The sequence below is a fragment of the Aeromonas sp. 600724 genome (genome assembly GCF_049175135.1).
Lineage (GTDB): Bacteria > Pseudomonadota > Gammaproteobacteria > Enterobacterales > Aeromonadaceae > Aeromonas > Aeromonas veronii_A.
Genome location: NZ_JAAKUM010000019.1, coordinates 44,863 through 59,355, shown reverse-complemented (window position 1 = coordinate 59,355; position 14,493 = coordinate 44,863). Strand labels below are relative to the sequence as shown.

The window sequence follows — 14,493 nt, the reverse complement described above, 5'->3', positions numbered from 1 at the left end:
GAAAAATGATGGTTGCCAGTTAGCGCAAGCATGGCTGACGGCAGTATAAAGAGTGACACGAGCATACGCAGGGACGAATGGCACAACCATGAAGCTGATCAACACTTTTGCGACCGAGTTGCCCTGGGCCTGTGAACCCGTGGTCCCCCAGCCGCTGCAGCAGCCCCGGTTGCTTCATCTCAACCGGGCTTTGCTGGATGAGTTGGGGCTGGGAGGCGTCAGCAAGGCTGACTGGATCGCCTGTTGTGGCGAGGGAAAAGTGCTGCCAGGCATGCAGCCGGTAGCGCAGGTCTATGCGGGCCATCAGTTTGGGGGTTATAGCCCGCGGCTTGGGGATGGTCGCGCGCTGCTGCTGGGTGAGCAGCTGGCGCCGGATGGCCAGCGCTGGGATCTCCACCTGAAGGGGGCAGGGAAGACGCCGTTCTCCCGTTTTGGTGACGGTCGCGCCGTGCTGCGCTCCAGTATTCGCGAGTATCTCGCCTCCGAGGCGCTCCATGCTCTCGGCATCCCGACCACGCGAGCGCTGGTGCTGGTGGGCAGTCAGGAGCCTGTTTATCGCGAGCAGGTGGAGACCGGGGCGACCGTGCTGCGCACCGCCCCCAGCCATCTGCGCTTCGGCCATATCGAGTATTTCGCCTGGAGCGGGCAGGGAGAGAAGATCCCGCCACTCATCGACTATCTGCTGCGCCACCACTTCCCCGAGCTGGAGAGTGGCGCCGAACTGTTTGCCGAAGTGGTGCGCCGCACCGCGCGGTTGATTGCCAAATGGCAGGCTGCGGGGTTCTGTCACGGGGTAATGAATACCGACAACATGTCGCTGCTCGGCCTGACGCTGGATTACGGGCCATACGGCTTTATCGATGCCTACGTGCCCGATTTTGTCTGCAACCACTCGGACCCTGCGGGCCGCTACGCGCTGGATCAGCAGCCCGCGGTCGGTTACTGGAATCTGCAAAAACTGGCGCAGGCGCTGGCTGGCCATGTAGACGGTGATGCGCTGGCTGCAGCGTTGGCCCAGTACGAGCAACAGCTGATGCTGCACTACTCCGAACTGATGCGGGCCAAACTCGGGCTGGCGGTGTGGGAGGAGGATGACCCGGCTCTGTTCCGCGAGCTGTTCCGGTTGCTGGCGGCTAACAAAGTGGATTACCACCTGTTCCTTCGCCGTCTCGGTGAGGTGACGCAAGAGGGGGGGGGGCCTGCATCTCTGCTGGCCCTGTTGCCTGAACCAGTGGGTTGGCAGGCGTGGCTGGAACGCTATCGGGCGCGGCTGATGCGCGAAGGCAGCGAGGATGCCGTGCGCAAGGCGCAGATGGATGCCATCAACCCCAAGTATGTGCTGCGCAATGCGCTGGCCCAGCAGGTGATCGACGCCGCCGACGCAGGGGATATGCAGCCGTTCGAGCGGCTGTTCGCCGCCTTGCAGCACCCCTATGATGAACAACCCGAATATGAGGATCTCGCCACCCCGACTCCGGCATGGTATTGCGGTGGTGAGCTCTCCTGCAGTAGCTGAGAGACAGGGAATGAGTTGGCAAATCAAACAGGTAGATAGCGAAGCTGGCGTGGTGACGCTGGATTGTCCGGCACTCGACTGGGACACGTTCCCGCTGTTGGCGCAGGCCTTGCTGCGAGAGTGGGAGCTGCAGCCGCTCGAGCAGGATGCGGGGGCCGACCGCCATAGCTGGTTGCTGGAGTTTGAAGAGAGCCAGTTTCGGCTGGAGTACGAACACTACAGCGGCTGCTGGCTGGAGGCGGTGCGCCCGGCGGATCGGGAGGCGCTGCTCTGGCTCGCCAGACAGCACAAGGCGTGACTATCGCCCACAAGGCCTGCTTTGTCGCAGGCCAACCTGGACAAGCGTAATCGCATAAAGATTGAACTATCGGTTTTGGGGCGTATAATCTCGCCCCTCGATTATCGCCAATGGTGGCGATATGGGTTCCCTAACCCCATTAACCAAAAAGGTCACAAGATGAATCTGACCCCTGCGCAGTACCAAACGGCGCTCGTTCGCCTGTCGTTGTTCCACATTCTGATCATTGCCAGCAGCAACTATCTGGTGCAGCTGCCGATCACCGTGTTTGGCTTCCATACCACCTGGGGTGCGTTCAGCTTCCCGTTTATCTTCCTGGCGACCGACCTGACAGTGCGGATCTTCGGTGCCGGTCTGGCACGCAAGATTATCCAGACCGTGATGCTGCCTGCGCTGGCGGTCTCCTATGCGCTCTCTGTGCTCTTCTTCGAAGGGAGCTTCCAGGGTGTTGGTCATCTGGCCGAGTTCAACCTGTTCGTAGCGCGTATCGCGCTGGCCAGCTTTATGGCCTATCTGGTAGGGCAGTTCATGGATGTGGTGGTGTTCAACCGCCTGCGTCTGCTCAAGCAGTGGTGGATTGCACCAGCGGCCTCCACCCTGTTCGGTAATCTGGTCGATACCATCGCTTTCTTCAGTGTGGCCTTCTGGCGCACCACAGATCCTTTCATGGCAGAGCACTGGGTCGAGATCGCAACCGTCGATTACGTATTCAAGTTGCTGATAAGCCTTGGTTTGTTCGTGCCGCTCTACGGTGTCTTGTTGCGTTACCTCAGCCGCAAGCTGGTGGGCGAGGCCGGATTATCCAGCCTGCAAACGGCCACCCGGCAAGCCTGACCAGATTGACCACCCTTCGCGGTGGTCAATTTTTTTGCACTTTCTGCAAATAGCGCTTGCCTAGTTAAATGAGAATGATTATTGTTAACTTGTTTTCCGGGAAAGACTTCATTCGTTCCAACGTGATGGACTTCTTGTGAAGGCACGACATTGCTCACATTGCTTCCAGTTAAGGGCCAGTTTATCTGGCCCTCTTTTTTGGTCATTTTTCAGCAAGTTGCAGACATAAAAAACGGGAGCCAAGGCTCCCGTCGTCACGCTGTCTGTGGCTTACTCGATATCGAGTGCCTCGGGGGAGAGGATCACCCCTGTGGTATCGGCGTAGAGGTGGTCGTCAGGCAGGAAGGTCACGCCACCGAAGTTGACCGGCAGATCGGTCTCCCCTACATCCTTGCTGTCGGCACCGACCGGAATGGCTGCCAGTGCCTGAATGCCGATGTCCAGATCTTCCAGAATATCGACTTCGCGGACGCAGCCGTAGCAGACAATCCCTTCCCAATCGTTCTCGGCCGCCGTGGTGGCGATGTCGCTGTCGATCAGAGCTCGGCGCATGGAGCCACCGCCATCGATCAGCAAGACGCGTCCCAGTCCGTTCTCTTTGACGAGTTCACGTATAAGACCATTCGATTCGAAGCATTTGACGGTGGTGATGACGCCGCCGAAAGAGGCGCGGCCGCCGAAGGAGCAGAGCATGGGTTCAAGCACATCCACCATGTCCTGATAGATGTCGCACAGTTCAGAAGTATTGTATTCCATAGTGTCAAATCCACGGCTGGAAACAGGTGCAACCAGTATAAGGAGTGGGTGTGGCATTTCAATGAATATTCCTTGCACAGATCACCTGTCGCCGCTTTTCTGCATAAGCTCAATGCAGTTCACTGCCTGTTTGCGAGAGGTCCATCGTGCTTATCCGTCATAAGTTGATCCTGAATACCGTGCTGGTTGCCGTTGCCATGCTGGTACTGAGCGGCCTGTTTATCTACTCCAGCCAGGTGCACCGTCACCTGACCGAAGCCCAGCGCAATATCGACCAGCTGGAGATCGCCATGCTCAACCTGCGGCGGGCCGAGAAGGATTTTCTGATCCGTAAGGATGTGACCTTCGTCGAGCGCTTCAATCAGGGGCTGTCAGATTTTCACCAGCACAATCGGGAGCTGGTGACCGATGACAATCTGGCGGCTGTCGAGGGGGAGCTGACCAGACTGGATCAGCAGATCAGCGGTTATGGCAAAGCCTTCAACGATCTGGTGGCCCAGCAGCAGAAGATTGGTCTGGGGCCGGAGGAGGGGCTCTATGGCAAGCTGAGGGCGGCGGTGCATGAGGTGGAGAATGGACTCAAGCAGCTGGATCAGCAGGGGCTGCTCATCACCATGTTGCAGCTGAGACGGGCGGAGAAAGACTTCATGCTGCGCTCCGATATCCAGTATCTGGAGCGTTTCGAGACCTTGCACAAGAGTTTTCAGGATAGCCTTGCCACTTTGCCGGAGGCGGATCGCGGCAAGCTGGAGCAGGCCAGCAAGCAGTACCGGCAGGACTTTGTGGCGCTGGTGCAGGGGATGCAGGTACTGGGGCTGAAAGAGGATGAAGGGCTGCGTAACCAGATGCGGGATCTGGTGCATCAGACCGAACAGGGGTTTGCCGCCGTCGATCAGCACATTGTCGCTGAGCTGGAGCGGCAGAGCGCTCGCCTCAACAGCCTGATGCTGGTCTGTGGCGGGGTGATTGTTGTGCTGATCGGCATCATGAGCGTGTTGCTGGGGCGCAGCATCGACCGTCCCATTACTCAGGTGAATGACACCGTCAACCGCATTCGTCAGGATAATGACCTGCGCTTGAAGATAGAACTGCGCGGGGCAGATGAAATGGCCCAGCTGGCAGGCAATCTCGACGTGATGCTGGGCGGGTTTCGCGATCTGATCGGCGATGTGAAGCAGAGCGTGCACACCCTGACCGAAGCGGCGGATCACCTTTCGGCCAACGTCAAGCGCACCAGTGAAGGGGCGGCGCGTCAGCTGCAGGAGACCGATATGGTGGCGACCGCGTCCACCGAGATGGGCTCTACCATCGAAGAGATCGCCCGCAACACAGAGCAGGCGGCCAACAATGCGCAGGCGACCAACAACAAGGCGATGGAGGGGCGGGCTGCGGTCGAGAATACTGTCGAGCAGATCCGCTCGCTGGCGGGTAATCTGGAGAGTTCATCCCGCGAGGTGAGCCAGCTGCAAAAAGAGAGCGAGACCATCGGCTCCGTGCTCGACGTGATCCGTGGTATTGCCGAGCAGACCAACCTGCTGGCCCTCAACGCAGCCATCGAAGCAGCTCGGGCAGGGGATCAGGGGCGCGGCTTTGCGGTGGTGGCCGATGAGGTGCGTAATCTGGCCATCCGTACCCAGAAATCGACCCAGGAGATTGCCGGCATCATCAGCTCGCTGCAGAAACAGACCGGCAGCATCGTCGAGGTGATGGCAACCTGCCGCGAGCAGGGCAACCGCAGCTCGGATCAGGCCAGTACTGCAGGGGAGTTGCTGGGGCAGATCACTCAGGATGTTACCAACATCATGGACATGAGCACCCAGATTGCCGCCGCCATCGAACAGCAGAGTTTGGTGGCCAACGAGGTGAACCGCAACGTCAACAACATCCGCGACATCGCCCAGGAGTCGAGCATCATGGCGGAGGAAAATGCGAGATCCAGCGAGGGCCTCAACGAGCAGGCCCAGCTGCTCAACAAGGCGGTGGCAAAATATCGGGTTTAGTGAGCGGACTGGCATCCTTGTGAGGTTTTTGCACCAGAGTGGCAATGATTTGATCGTAATGGCTGTTATTGGGGAAATTCGCTCATATAATCGCCGCCACTATGATGATTCGGAAGGATTCGATGGTAAAGTTGCTGGTGGCCGTATTCGGGCTGCTCTGTTCCTGTCTGGTGTTGGCAGGGGCGGCGCCCCAGGATACCCCACTCAAGCCCGGTATGGAGCCGCTACTCAGCTGGTTCAACGGGGCCTTTACGAGCCGGGAGCAGGCCAGTTACGACAGCCGCTTTACCAGTGCCGAGCTGCGCCTGATGGAGATCTGGCCCGGCTATCAGGGCTATCGCTGGGTCTATGCCGAGCAGTACCTGAGTCTGCGCTCCGTCCGTCCTTTCCGCCAGCGCATCTATCGCTTCTCACCCGCCCCTGACGGGCGGATCCTGATGGCCGAACTGACCATGCCCCGTGCCACCGATTTTGCCGGTGCCTGGCATGATCCCGGCCTGCTCGACAGTCTGACCCCGCAGCAGCTCTCCTTGCGCCACGGTTGTGAGATCTGGCTGACACGCACTCCCTCCGGCGAATATGCCGGTCACACCCGGGTGGGCCACTGCTCCACCGATTTTGGCGGTGCCACAACGCTGGTGCAGCATATCTGGATTGGCCCCGATAGCGTCAGATTGCTGGATCGCGCCTATGACAACGCAGGGAGTCCGCGCTGGGGCAGCCCGGGTGAGGGGTATGTCTATTTGCGTCGTTCCAAGGGGTTTGGTCAGTAGGGGAGAGTACGTCTGGCTGCGGGAACATGAAGGATGAAAAACAGGGATCGTAAAAAAGGCGCCCGATGGGCGCCTTTTTCAGAATTCTTCAGAAGTAAAATTACTTCTTGGTGGTCATCGCACCGAAACGCTTGTTGAACTTGTCTACGCGGCCGCCGCTAGAAACTTCTTTCTGCTTGCCGGTGTAGAACGGGTGGCACTCGGAGCACACGTCCAGGTTCAGATCTTTACCGATGGTAGAGAAAGTGTTGATGACGTTACCGCAAGAGCACTTGGCGGTGATGGCTACGTAGTCAGGATGGATACCAGCTTTCATGGACAACCTCAATTAATAGGCCGTGTCGCCATCCGATCTCTTGTCGGACACCACACGATTGTTGAACACAGTTTCAAAGGCTGCGAATAATATAGGAAATGCCTGAGATCAGGCAAGTGGCTTCGCAGAAAAAATAGGCAACCCCTGGTGAATTCTTCCCAAACGCTGGATCTGGTTCGTGTCGCTGTCCCGGTACCGTTACGCCGTCACTTCGACTATCTCTCTCCCCTGCCGTTACCTGCCCCCGGTTGCCGGGTCGAGATCCCTTTCGGTCCCCAGACCCTGGTCGGGCTGGTGGTGGATCATCCGGCCGACAGCCAGGTGCCCCGCAACAAGCTCAAGCCCATCAAACGGGTATTGGACACGGCTCCGGTGCTGGGGCCGGATATTCTGGCGCTGATGAACTGGAGCGCCAGCTACTACCAGCATCCGCTGGGGGAAGTGCTGCCCCATGCCCTGCCGGTGTTGGTGCGCAAGGGGGAGCCAGCCGCCTATCGGGAGCTGGAGTTCTGGTTTACCACCGAGGCGGGCATGGCCATCGACCTTAACGAGCTCAAGCGGGCGGCCAAGCAGCAGCAAGCGCTCGCCCTGCTGCGCAAAGGGCCGCAGACCCCCTCTGCCCTCAAGCAGGAGGAGATCCAGAGCTCCGCTCTCACCGCGCTGGAGAAGAAGGGGCTGCTGGAGAAGCGCTCGCTGGAGCCAAGCCATGACGGCGACTGGGCCGCCCGTTTTGAACCGGGGGAGGGGCTGCGCCTCAATGGCGAGCAGGCGCTGGCTGTCTCTGCCGTTACCAGCCAGAGCGACAAGTTCGGTGCCTTCCTGCTGGATGGCATTACCGGCTCCGGCAAAACCGAGGTGTATTTAAGCATCCTTGAGCCCTTGCTCAAGGCGGGCAAGCAGGCGCTGGTGATGGTTCCGGAGATCGGTCTCACCCCGCAGACCATCAACCGCTTCCGGCGCCGCTTTAACGTGCCGGTGGTAGCGATGAACTCCGCCATGAACGATCGGGAACGGCTCGACGCCTGGCTCGCCTGCCGCGACGGCGGCGCCGCCATCCTGATCGGCACCCGCTCGGCGGTGTTCACCCCGTTTCACAACCTCGGCATCATCATCATCGACGAAGAGCACGACGGCTCTTTCAAGCAGCAGGACGGTTTTCGCTACCACGCGCGAGATCTGGCGGTGATGCGGGCTCATCGTGCCGGTATCCCCATCCTGCTTGGCTCGGCTACCCCGTCGCTGGAGACATTGCACAACGCCCGCACCGGCAAGTATCACCACCTCACCCTGACTCGCCGCGCCGGCAATGCCCAGACCGCCCGTCAGGTGATCCTCGATATCAAAAACGTGCGGTTGCAGGCCGGGCTTTCCCCCCAGCTGGAGCAACTGATGGCAGAGCATCTGGCGGCGGGCAATCAGGTGATGCTGTTTCTCAACCGCCGTGGCTATGCCCCGGCTCTGATTTGCCACCAGTGCGGCTGGAGCGCCGCCTGCGAGCGCTGCGACGCCTGGTACACCTGGCATCAGGCCGGACGACGGCTGCACTGCCACCACTGTGACAGCGTGCGCCCCTTGCCCCACCACTGCCCCGAGTGTGGCAGCAACGAACTGATCGGATCGGGAGTGGGCACCGAGCAGCTGGAACAGCTGCTTACCACAGTGTTCCCGCAATATCCGGTGGTGCGCATCGATCGGGACAACACCCGTCGCAAGGGGGAGCTGGAGACCCATCTCGGCGACATCAAGGCGGGCAAGTACAAGATCCTGATCGGCACCCAGATGCTGGCCAAGGGCCACCACTTCCCGGATGTGACGCTAGTGGGTCTGCTGGATGTGGATGGTGCCCTGTTCAGCGCCGATTTTCGCGCCGCCGAGAAACTGGCCCAGCTCTACACCCAGGTGGCGGGCCGCGCCGGTCGCGCCAGCAAACCCGGGTTGGTAGTGCTGCAGAGCCACCATCCCGAGCACGCCCTGCTGCAGGATCTGACCCAGAACGGCTATGGCCACTTCGCCGACACGGCGCTGAAAGAGCGCCGCCTGCTGGGGCTGCCGCCCTTCAGCTATCAGGGGCTGTTCCGCGCCGAGGCCAACGGCCGTGACGAGGTGCAGCTGTTCCTCTCCCGCCTCGCCGATACCCTGCGCAGCGCCCGCTATCCCCACGTTCAGGTGCTGGGGCCCATCAGCGGCTTTATGGAGCGCAAGGCGGGCAAGTTTCGCATGCAGTTGCTGGTGCAGGGGCCTAATCGGGCACCGCTGGCCCAGCTGCTGGATTGGGCGGTGAAGGAGCTGGAAGGCTGGCCTGAGACCAAAAGGGTGCGCTGGAGTCTGGATATCGACCCCACCGAGCTGAGTTGATGGCTCCGGCGCCGGTCGCTGGCAGTTATCGTCAGCGACCGATGGGTGATTTCATTTCAAGGCTCAGACCCGCAGATCGATCTGCTGCACCCAGCCTCCTTTACCCTGTTCGGTGAGATAGAGGCCGGATTGGCGCAGCACCCCCTGACTGCCGCTCTCCCCCAGATGGTTGAAGGGGGTGTCGAGGGGGCGCAGCAGGATGGCGCCGATCCCCAGTTCGACCAGAGCTATAGGTACGTGCTCTGGATGCCAGAACTGCAGGGCTGAAAACTGGCTATCCCCCTCATCCAGCACCCCGTTGCCATCCTCATCCAGGGTGGCCAACTCGCCGAAGCCATTGCCGGAGCGAGCACCAAACAGCTCGCCCCCATCGTCTATGGTGCCGTTGCCATTGCGATCCAGCGCCACAAAGCCGCTCCCTTCACTCAAGCCCGGCAGGCTATCCTCCTTGCCATCCTGATCGATATCGAAAGTGACCCGTGCCTCGGTCAGATCGGCAATCTTGCCATCCAGACTCAGCACCAGCGGATCCTTGAGGGCATTGAGGGTGGTGCGCCGCTGGCTCACCTCCAGTTGACGCCAGTCGAGCACAAAGCCGAGATCGAGCTGCATAGTCTGACCATCTTGAGTCGCTACGCTGGCCGATGCCACCACGTTGAGCTGCTCCTGTTGCAGCAGGGTGTCAGTCACCTCCACCAGTTGATCCGGCTCGGCGGCTTGAGCAGCGGCGTCTCCTTGGGTCACTCCATCGCCTCCTTCTTCGGAGGGTTTGATCGGCTTGGGCAGCTCGATTTCGTGGCCCAGCATCGCCTCGATCATCAGCTTGATCAGCCGCTGGCGGTTATCCAGTCCATCGTCGGGAATGCCATCCTGCTCTTTGCCGACTTCCGCTGCGGGCGGTGTGGGAGGCGTTGAAGCTTGCTGACTGGCGGCGGATTGCCTCGGGGTTTGCAGCGTCAGGGCGCTGGCGAGGGTCAGGGTGCTGCTGCGTTCGCCGGCCGCTGCCGTATTGTTGCCTTCCGGTGGATTAACTACGGGTGGCACTGGCCCAAGATTGCGCACCTTGCGGCTCTGGGCCTGTTGTTGCCGGTATTGCACCTCCCCCTGGAGGTCGTAGTGGTCGATGCGCATACGTTCGCCCTCGGCGCTATACATCTGGTCAGTTATCGACCGATAAATAAACCGGGATTAACACTAAATCGGACTAACAGGCAGAATTGTTAGTTCCATGTTGCAAAGTGACGGTGAGGCTGGATGATGGGCATTCAGGTTGCCAGCCCGGTGGCCGGGACGACAATGGAAAGGGGAGAGAGGATGAGAAACTGTCTGGTGATGGGGGCGGCGGGCTATATAGGCTCCTATCTGGTGCCCCACCTGCAAACCCTAGGCTACAAGGTGATTGCCGGGGCGCGCCGTCCCTGCCGCTTGCCTGAGGGGGTCGAGTTTCGCCTCGCCGACAGCCTCAAGCCGATCACACTGCTGCCTGCGCTGGCGAACATAGACACAGTCTTCTATCTGGTGCATGCCATGGGGGCGGGGGCCGATTTTCACCGGCTGGAGCAGCAGGGGGTAAAGAATTTTGCTGCCGCCGCCCGTGCTGCCGGGGTGCGCCGTATCATCTATCTCGGGGCAATCCAGCCTGAACAGTGCAACAGCCGCCATCTCAACTCCCGCCGCTACTGTGGCGAGTTGTTTCGCGAATCTGGCGTACCGACGGTGGAGCTGCGCGCCGGCATCATCATCGGGCCCGGTTCGGCGGCGTTCGAGGTGATGCGGGATCTGGTGTTCAACCTGCCGATGATGGTGACGCCCAAATGGGTGCGCTCGCGCACGCCGCCGATTGCGCTGTCCAACCTGTTGCACTATCTGGGCGGGCTGGTAGAGGCAGACGAGGTGGATGGGCGCATCTTCAACGCGGTCGGCCCCGAGCTGCTCAGCTATCAGCAGCAGTTGCAGAAGTTCGCCGCCCATATCGGCAAGCGCTGCCCCATCATTCCCATCCCGTTTCTGAGCCCGCGCCTCTCCGCCTGGTGGCTGCAGTTTGTTACCTCGGTGCCGCAACCGGTAGCCAAGGCGCTGGTGGGCGGTCTCAAGCACGACATCCCGGCCGATGACGGCCCGCTGCGCGCCTTGCTGCCGCAGACCCTGCTCAGCTTCGACGAGGCGCTGGCGGAGAGTCTGGCGCTGGAGCAGAAGCTGGGTGCCGAGCAGCAGGGGCAGGAGACCCCCCTCGGCCTGCGCTGGCGCCATCCCGAATATGGTTTCTATGACCGTACCGCCAGCGGCGAGGCCATCTGCCTCGCCTCCCCCGAGGTGGTGTGGCAGGTGTTGCAGCAGCTGGGGGGGGAGCAGCGCTACTTCTACATGAACGAGCTGTGGGTGGTGCGCGAATGGATGGATCACCTGATTGGCGGCCCGGCCCGCACCCGTGGTCGCACCAATCCGGATCGCTTCGTGAAGGGTGACATGCTCGACTCTTGGCAGATCCTCGGGGTGGATGAGGGGCGCAGGCTCGATCTCTTGTTCAACATGAAGGCCCCGGGCGTCGGGCGGCTGGAGTTCAACATCCTGCCGGAGGAGTCCGGGTTGACCCGCATCCGGGTCACCGCTCACTGGCACCCGCAGGGCGCCTGGGGGCTGGCTTACTGGCTCGCCATGCTGCCGTTCCACCTCTTCATTTTTCAGGGGATGACAGAGGCCATCGCCCGTCAGGCCGAAGCCAGGGCAGGTATCCCGGTGATGGATTAACCCCTCTTCACACTATCCCCGCTGATAGAGTGCCCCATTCGGGGCATTTTTTATGCGGCCGCCATGCCAGGTTATGGCAGATAGTGGTAGGCGTCTCATGGCAAAGGCTGGCATCATGCCGCGGTCTTGTTTACCGCGGATAGATAATCAGTCAGAAAAAGAAGGGATTATGAAGAAAAAACCGTCAATTTTGGGGGGCGCCTGCATCATTGCCAGCGTCTGCGTGGGAGCCGGCATGCTCGGTCTGCCGAGTTCGGGGGCGGGGGCCTGGACCCTCTGGTCGGTGCTGGCGCTGACCGTCACCATGGTGATGATGACCCTCTCCGGCTGGATGTTGCTGGAATCCTTCCAGCACCACGATATGCGGGTCTCCTTCAATACCGTGACTCGCGAGCTGCTGGGGGAGAAGCTCAATCTCCTCAACAACCTCTCGGTCTACTTTGTTGGCGGCATTCTGCTCTACGCCTATATCACCTCCTCCGGTGCCATCCTGCAGGGGATACTGGGGATCGACAGCAAGCTTGCATCCGTGCTGTTCGTGGCGCTCTTCTCTGCGGTGGTGTGGCACTCGACTCGCGCCGTTGACCGTATTTCGGTGGTTCTGATCGCCTTCATGATCCTCAGTTTCGCCCTCGGTGTGGCCGGTCTGCTCGGCAGTATCAAGCTGCCGACCCTGCTCGACCTGGCGGGCAGCGAGAGTCGCTACGCCCCCTATGCCATGGCGATGCTGCCGGTGGCGCTCACCTCGTTCGGCTATCACCACTCGGTTGCCTCCCTGCGTGCCTATTACCAGAACGAGCAGCAGGCCAGATGGGCCATTCTGGGGGGAACCCTGATCGCGCTGGCGCTCTACGTGCTCTGGCTGCTGGGGATTTTCGGCAACCTGCCCCGTCAGGATTTTGCCCCCGTGATTGCCAAGGGGGGTGACGTGAGTGTGCTGCTCTCCGCGCTTTCAGGGGTGATCGAATCGGAGAAGGTGGCCAGCGCCATCAACGGCTTCTCCATGGCGGCCATTCTCTCCTCCTTTATCGGGGTGGGGCTCGGGGTGTTCGACTATCTGGCTGATCTGTTCAAGTTCGACAACAGCCGCGCCGGTCGCTGCAAGACCTGGGCGGTCACCTTCCTGCCGCCGTTGGTGCTCTCCCTGCTCTTCCCGTTCGGCTTCCTGCTGGCCATCGGCTATGCCGGTGCCGCCGCCACCATCTGGACCTGCATCATCCCGGCACTGCTGGTGCTGCGCACCCGGGCGCGGGCCGAGCGGGGCGAAGTGACTCCCCATTTCGTCACCCCCGGCGGCAAGCTGATGGCCTGGCTGCTGATCCTGTTCGGATTGGCGACCGCGCTGTTCCACTTCCTGTCGATGGCAAATCTGTTGCCGGTCTATCTGGGCAACTGAGTCAGGTCTACAGTTCTGACAGAAAGGGCGGCAAGGCCAACTTGCCGCCCTTTTTGCTCCATTTTCATCCCATGCGGCAGAATCTATAACTAAAGTGGTATGCGCGGGTGGGGTAAGGTGCTGAAATAACTGGTCTGATCTGGCTGATGGCAGCATGATCTGCTGGGCATGCCCACCGCTTTCTTTTATGATCCCCGCCCTTCTGCGTGCCCCCTGTCGGCACCTCATTTGCACCAACCACATCGGGGTCCCCCATGTCCGATCTGCGTCAAGAAGCACTCGATTACCACGCCCTGCCCGTACCGGGCAAAATTGCCATCGCCCTGACCAAGCCTGCCGAAACCGCCCGCGATCTGGCGCTGGCCTACAGCCCGGGGGTTGCCGAGCCGGTGCGCGAGATCGCCGCCAACCCGGCCGATGCCTACCGCTATACCGGCAAGGGCAATCTGGTGGCCGTCATCTCCAACGGCACCGCCATTCTGGGTCTGGGTAATCTGGGGCCGCTGGCCTCCAAGCCGGTGATGGAGGGCAAGGCCCTGCTGTTCAAGCGCTTCGCCGGTATCGACGCCATTGACATCGAGGTGAAGCACGAGACCAGCCAGCAGTTTATCGACACGGTGGCGGCTATCGCCGATACCTTCGGTGGCATCAATCTGGAAGATATCAAGGCGCCGGAGTGTTTCGAGATTGAAGAGGCGCTGATCGCGCGCTGCGACATTCCGGTGTTCCACGATGATCAGCATGGTACCGCCATCGTCACCGCCGCCGGGCTGCTCAACGCGCTGGAAGTGCAGGGCAAGCAGATCAGTGACAGCCGCATCGTCTGCATGGGGGCGGGGGCTGCCGCCACCGCCTGCATGGACCTGCTGATCAAGTGCGGCGCCAGGGCGCACAACATCTTCATGCTGGATCGTCAGGGTGTCATCCATACCGGCCGCAGCGATCTCAACAAGTACAAGCAGCGCTTCGCCAACGAGACCCCGCTGCGCACCCTGATGGATGTTATCGAAGGGGCAGATGTGTTTGTCGGTGTTTCAGGCCCCGACGTGTTGCCCGCCGAAGCGGTCGCACTGATGGCGCCCAACCCGGTGATCTTCGCCTGCTCCAACCCGGACCCGGAGATCAAGCCTGCGCTGGCCCACGCCGTACGCAGCGACCTCATCATGGGTACCGGCCGCTCCGACTACCCGAACCAGATCAATAACGTGCTCTGCTTCCCCTTCATCTTCCGCGGAGCCCTCGACGCCCGTGCCAGCCGCATCAACGATGCCATGAAGATTGCTGCGGTCGAAGCGATCCGCGCGCTGGCCAAGGAGCTGGTGCCAGCCGAGGTGCTGACCGCCGCCGGGGTGAGCGAGCTTGCCTTCGGCAAGGATTACGTCATTCCCAAGCCGATGGATGCCCGTCTGCTGCCGCGCGTAGCCCGCGCCGTGGCGCTGGCGGCGGTGGCCTCCGGCGTCGCCCGCATCGAGCTACCTGCGGACTACATGCTGTAATCCAG

General features: G+C 60.9%; 12 protein-coding genes. 9 read left to right on the top strand and 3 right to left on the bottom strand.

Annotated elements, in window-relative coordinates; translation table 11 throughout:
- Positions 1-88: 88 nt before the first annotated feature.
- The 3 genes from G5168_RS17475 to G5168_RS17465 all read left to right on the top strand — a co-directional run bounded on the left by G5168_RS17475 (position 89) and on the right by G5168_RS17465 (position 2,648).
- Positions 89-1,516 carry a protein adenylyltransferase SelO gene (locus tag G5168_RS17475; RefSeq protein ID WP_421252511.1) on the top strand — a complete coding sequence of 476 codons (1,428 nt, stop codon included), beginning with the start codon at positions 89-91 and terminating at the stop codon, positions 1,514-1,516.
- A 10-nt stretch (positions 1,517-1,526) separates the two neighbouring features.
- On the top strand, positions 1,527-1,814 hold the full coding sequence (locus G5168_RS17470) for a DUF3630 family protein (protein WP_421252510.1): 288 nt from the start codon (positions 1,527-1,529) through the stop codon (positions 1,812-1,814).
- A gap of 159 nt (positions 1,815-1,973) precedes the next feature.
- Complete coding sequence (locus G5168_RS17465; protein ID WP_005340680.1) at positions 1,974-2,648, top strand: 7-cyano-7-deazaguanine/7-aminomethyl-7-deazaguanine transporter; 675 nt, start codon at positions 1,974-1,976, stop codon at positions 2,646-2,648.
- 270 nt (positions 2,649-2,918) lie between these two features.
- Here the strand turns inward: G5168_RS17465 and rraA are convergent, their stop codons facing one another.
- The gene (rraA, locus tag G5168_RS17460) at positions 2,919-3,404 is read right to left on the bottom strand and encodes a ribonuclease E activity regulator RraA (protein WP_005340678.1); all 486 of its coding nucleotides are present in this window, start codon (positions 3,402-3,404) and stop codon (positions 2,919-2,921) included.
- Between the two features lie 146 nt (positions 3,405-3,550).
- Between rraA and G5168_RS17455 the strand changes: the two genes are divergently transcribed.
- Together G5168_RS17455 and G5168_RS17450 are read left to right on the top strand one after the other, a co-directional pair.
- Positions 3,551-5,404 (top strand): methyl-accepting chemotaxis protein, encoded by a 1,854-nt coding sequence (locus tag G5168_RS17455; protein ID WP_421209218.1) that lies wholly within the window; start codon positions 3,551-3,553, stop codon positions 5,402-5,404.
- 122 nt (positions 5,405-5,526) lie between these two features.
- Positions 5,527-6,177, top strand: coding sequence for a chromophore lyase CpcT/CpeT (locus tag G5168_RS17450; RefSeq protein ID WP_421252509.1), 651 nt, complete (start codon positions 5,527-5,529; stop codon positions 6,175-6,177).
- A gap of 100 nt (positions 6,178-6,277) precedes the next feature.
- On the opposite strand, the gene rpmE is transcribed toward G5168_RS17450, so the two are convergent.
- On the bottom strand, positions 6,278-6,493 hold the full coding sequence (gene rpmE, locus G5168_RS17445) for a 50S ribosomal protein L31 (protein ID WP_005340673.1): 216 nt from the start codon (positions 6,491-6,493) through the stop codon (positions 6,278-6,280).
- 147 nt (positions 6,494-6,640) lie between these two features.
- Between rpmE and priA the strand changes: the two genes are divergently transcribed.
- A complete protein-coding gene (gene priA, locus G5168_RS17440) occupies positions 6,641-8,848 on the top strand; it encodes a primosomal protein N' (protein WP_421252508.1) in 2,208 nt (735 codons plus the stop codon).
- 63 nt (positions 8,849-8,911) lie between these two features.
- Here priA and G5168_RS17435 read toward each other — a convergent pair whose 3' ends face one another.
- The gene (locus G5168_RS17435) at positions 8,912-10,003 is read right to left on the bottom strand and encodes a hypothetical protein (RefSeq protein ID WP_227341592.1); all 1,092 of its coding nucleotides are present in this window, start codon (positions 10,001-10,003) and stop codon (positions 8,912-8,914) included.
- A gap of 159 nt (positions 10,004-10,162) precedes the next feature.
- On the opposite strand from G5168_RS17435, the gene G5168_RS17430 reads away from it, so the two are divergent.
- The 3 genes from G5168_RS17430 (at position 10,163) to G5168_RS17420 (ending at position 14,488) form a co-directional block, all read left to right on the top strand.
- Positions 10,163-11,596: a DUF2867 domain-containing protein gene (locus G5168_RS17430; protein ID WP_227341591.1), complete on the top strand. Its 1,434-nt coding sequence runs from the start codon at positions 10,163-10,165 to the stop codon at positions 11,594-11,596.
- A gap of 169 nt (positions 11,597-11,765) precedes the next feature.
- Positions 11,766-12,992 (top strand): aromatic amino acid transporter, encoded by a 1,227-nt coding sequence (locus G5168_RS17425; RefSeq protein WP_005355439.1) that lies wholly within the window; start codon positions 11,766-11,768, stop codon positions 12,990-12,992.
- A 254-nt stretch (positions 12,993-13,246) separates the two neighbouring features.
- A complete protein-coding gene (locus tag G5168_RS17420; protein ID WP_421231139.1) occupies positions 13,247-14,488 on the top strand; it encodes a malic enzyme-like NAD(P)-binding protein in 1,242 nt (413 codons plus the stop codon).
- Positions 14,489-14,493: the final 5 nt, after the last annotated feature.

Coding starts and splice junctions, on each gene's coding strand:
- G5168_RS17430 (WP_227341591.1), top strand. CDS start 10,163: ATGAGAAACTGTCTGGTGATGGGGGCGGCGGGCTATATAGGCTCCTAT.
- G5168_RS17475 (WP_421252511.1), top strand. CDS start 89: ATGAAGCTGATCAACACTTTTGCGACCGAGTTGCCCTGGGCCTGTGAA.
- rraA (WP_005340678.1), bottom strand. CDS start 3,404: ATGGAATACAATACTTCTGAACTGTGCGACATCTATCAGGACATGGTG.
- G5168_RS17450 (WP_421252509.1), top strand. CDS start 5,527: ATGGTAAAGTTGCTGGTGGCCGTATTCGGGCTGCTCTGTTCCTGTCTG.
- G5168_RS17425 (WP_005355439.1), top strand. CDS start 11,766: ATGAAGAAAAAACCGTCAATTTTGGGGGGCGCCTGCATCATTGCCAGC.
- G5168_RS17465 (WP_005340680.1), top strand. CDS start 1,974: ATGAATCTGACCCCTGCGCAGTACCAAACGGCGCTCGTTCGCCTGTCG.
- G5168_RS17470 (WP_421252510.1), top strand. CDS start 1,527: ATGAGTTGGCAAATCAAACAGGTAGATAGCGAAGCTGGCGTGGTGACG.
- rpmE (WP_005340673.1), bottom strand. CDS start 6,493: ATGAAAGCTGGTATCCATCCTGACTACGTAGCCATCACCGCCAAGTGC.
- G5168_RS17420 (WP_421231139.1), top strand. CDS start 13,247: ATGTCCGATCTGCGTCAAGAAGCACTCGATTACCACGCCCTGCCCGTA.
- G5168_RS17435 (WP_227341592.1), bottom strand. CDS start 10,003: ATGTATAGCGCCGAGGGCGAACGTATGCGCATCGACCACTACGACCTC.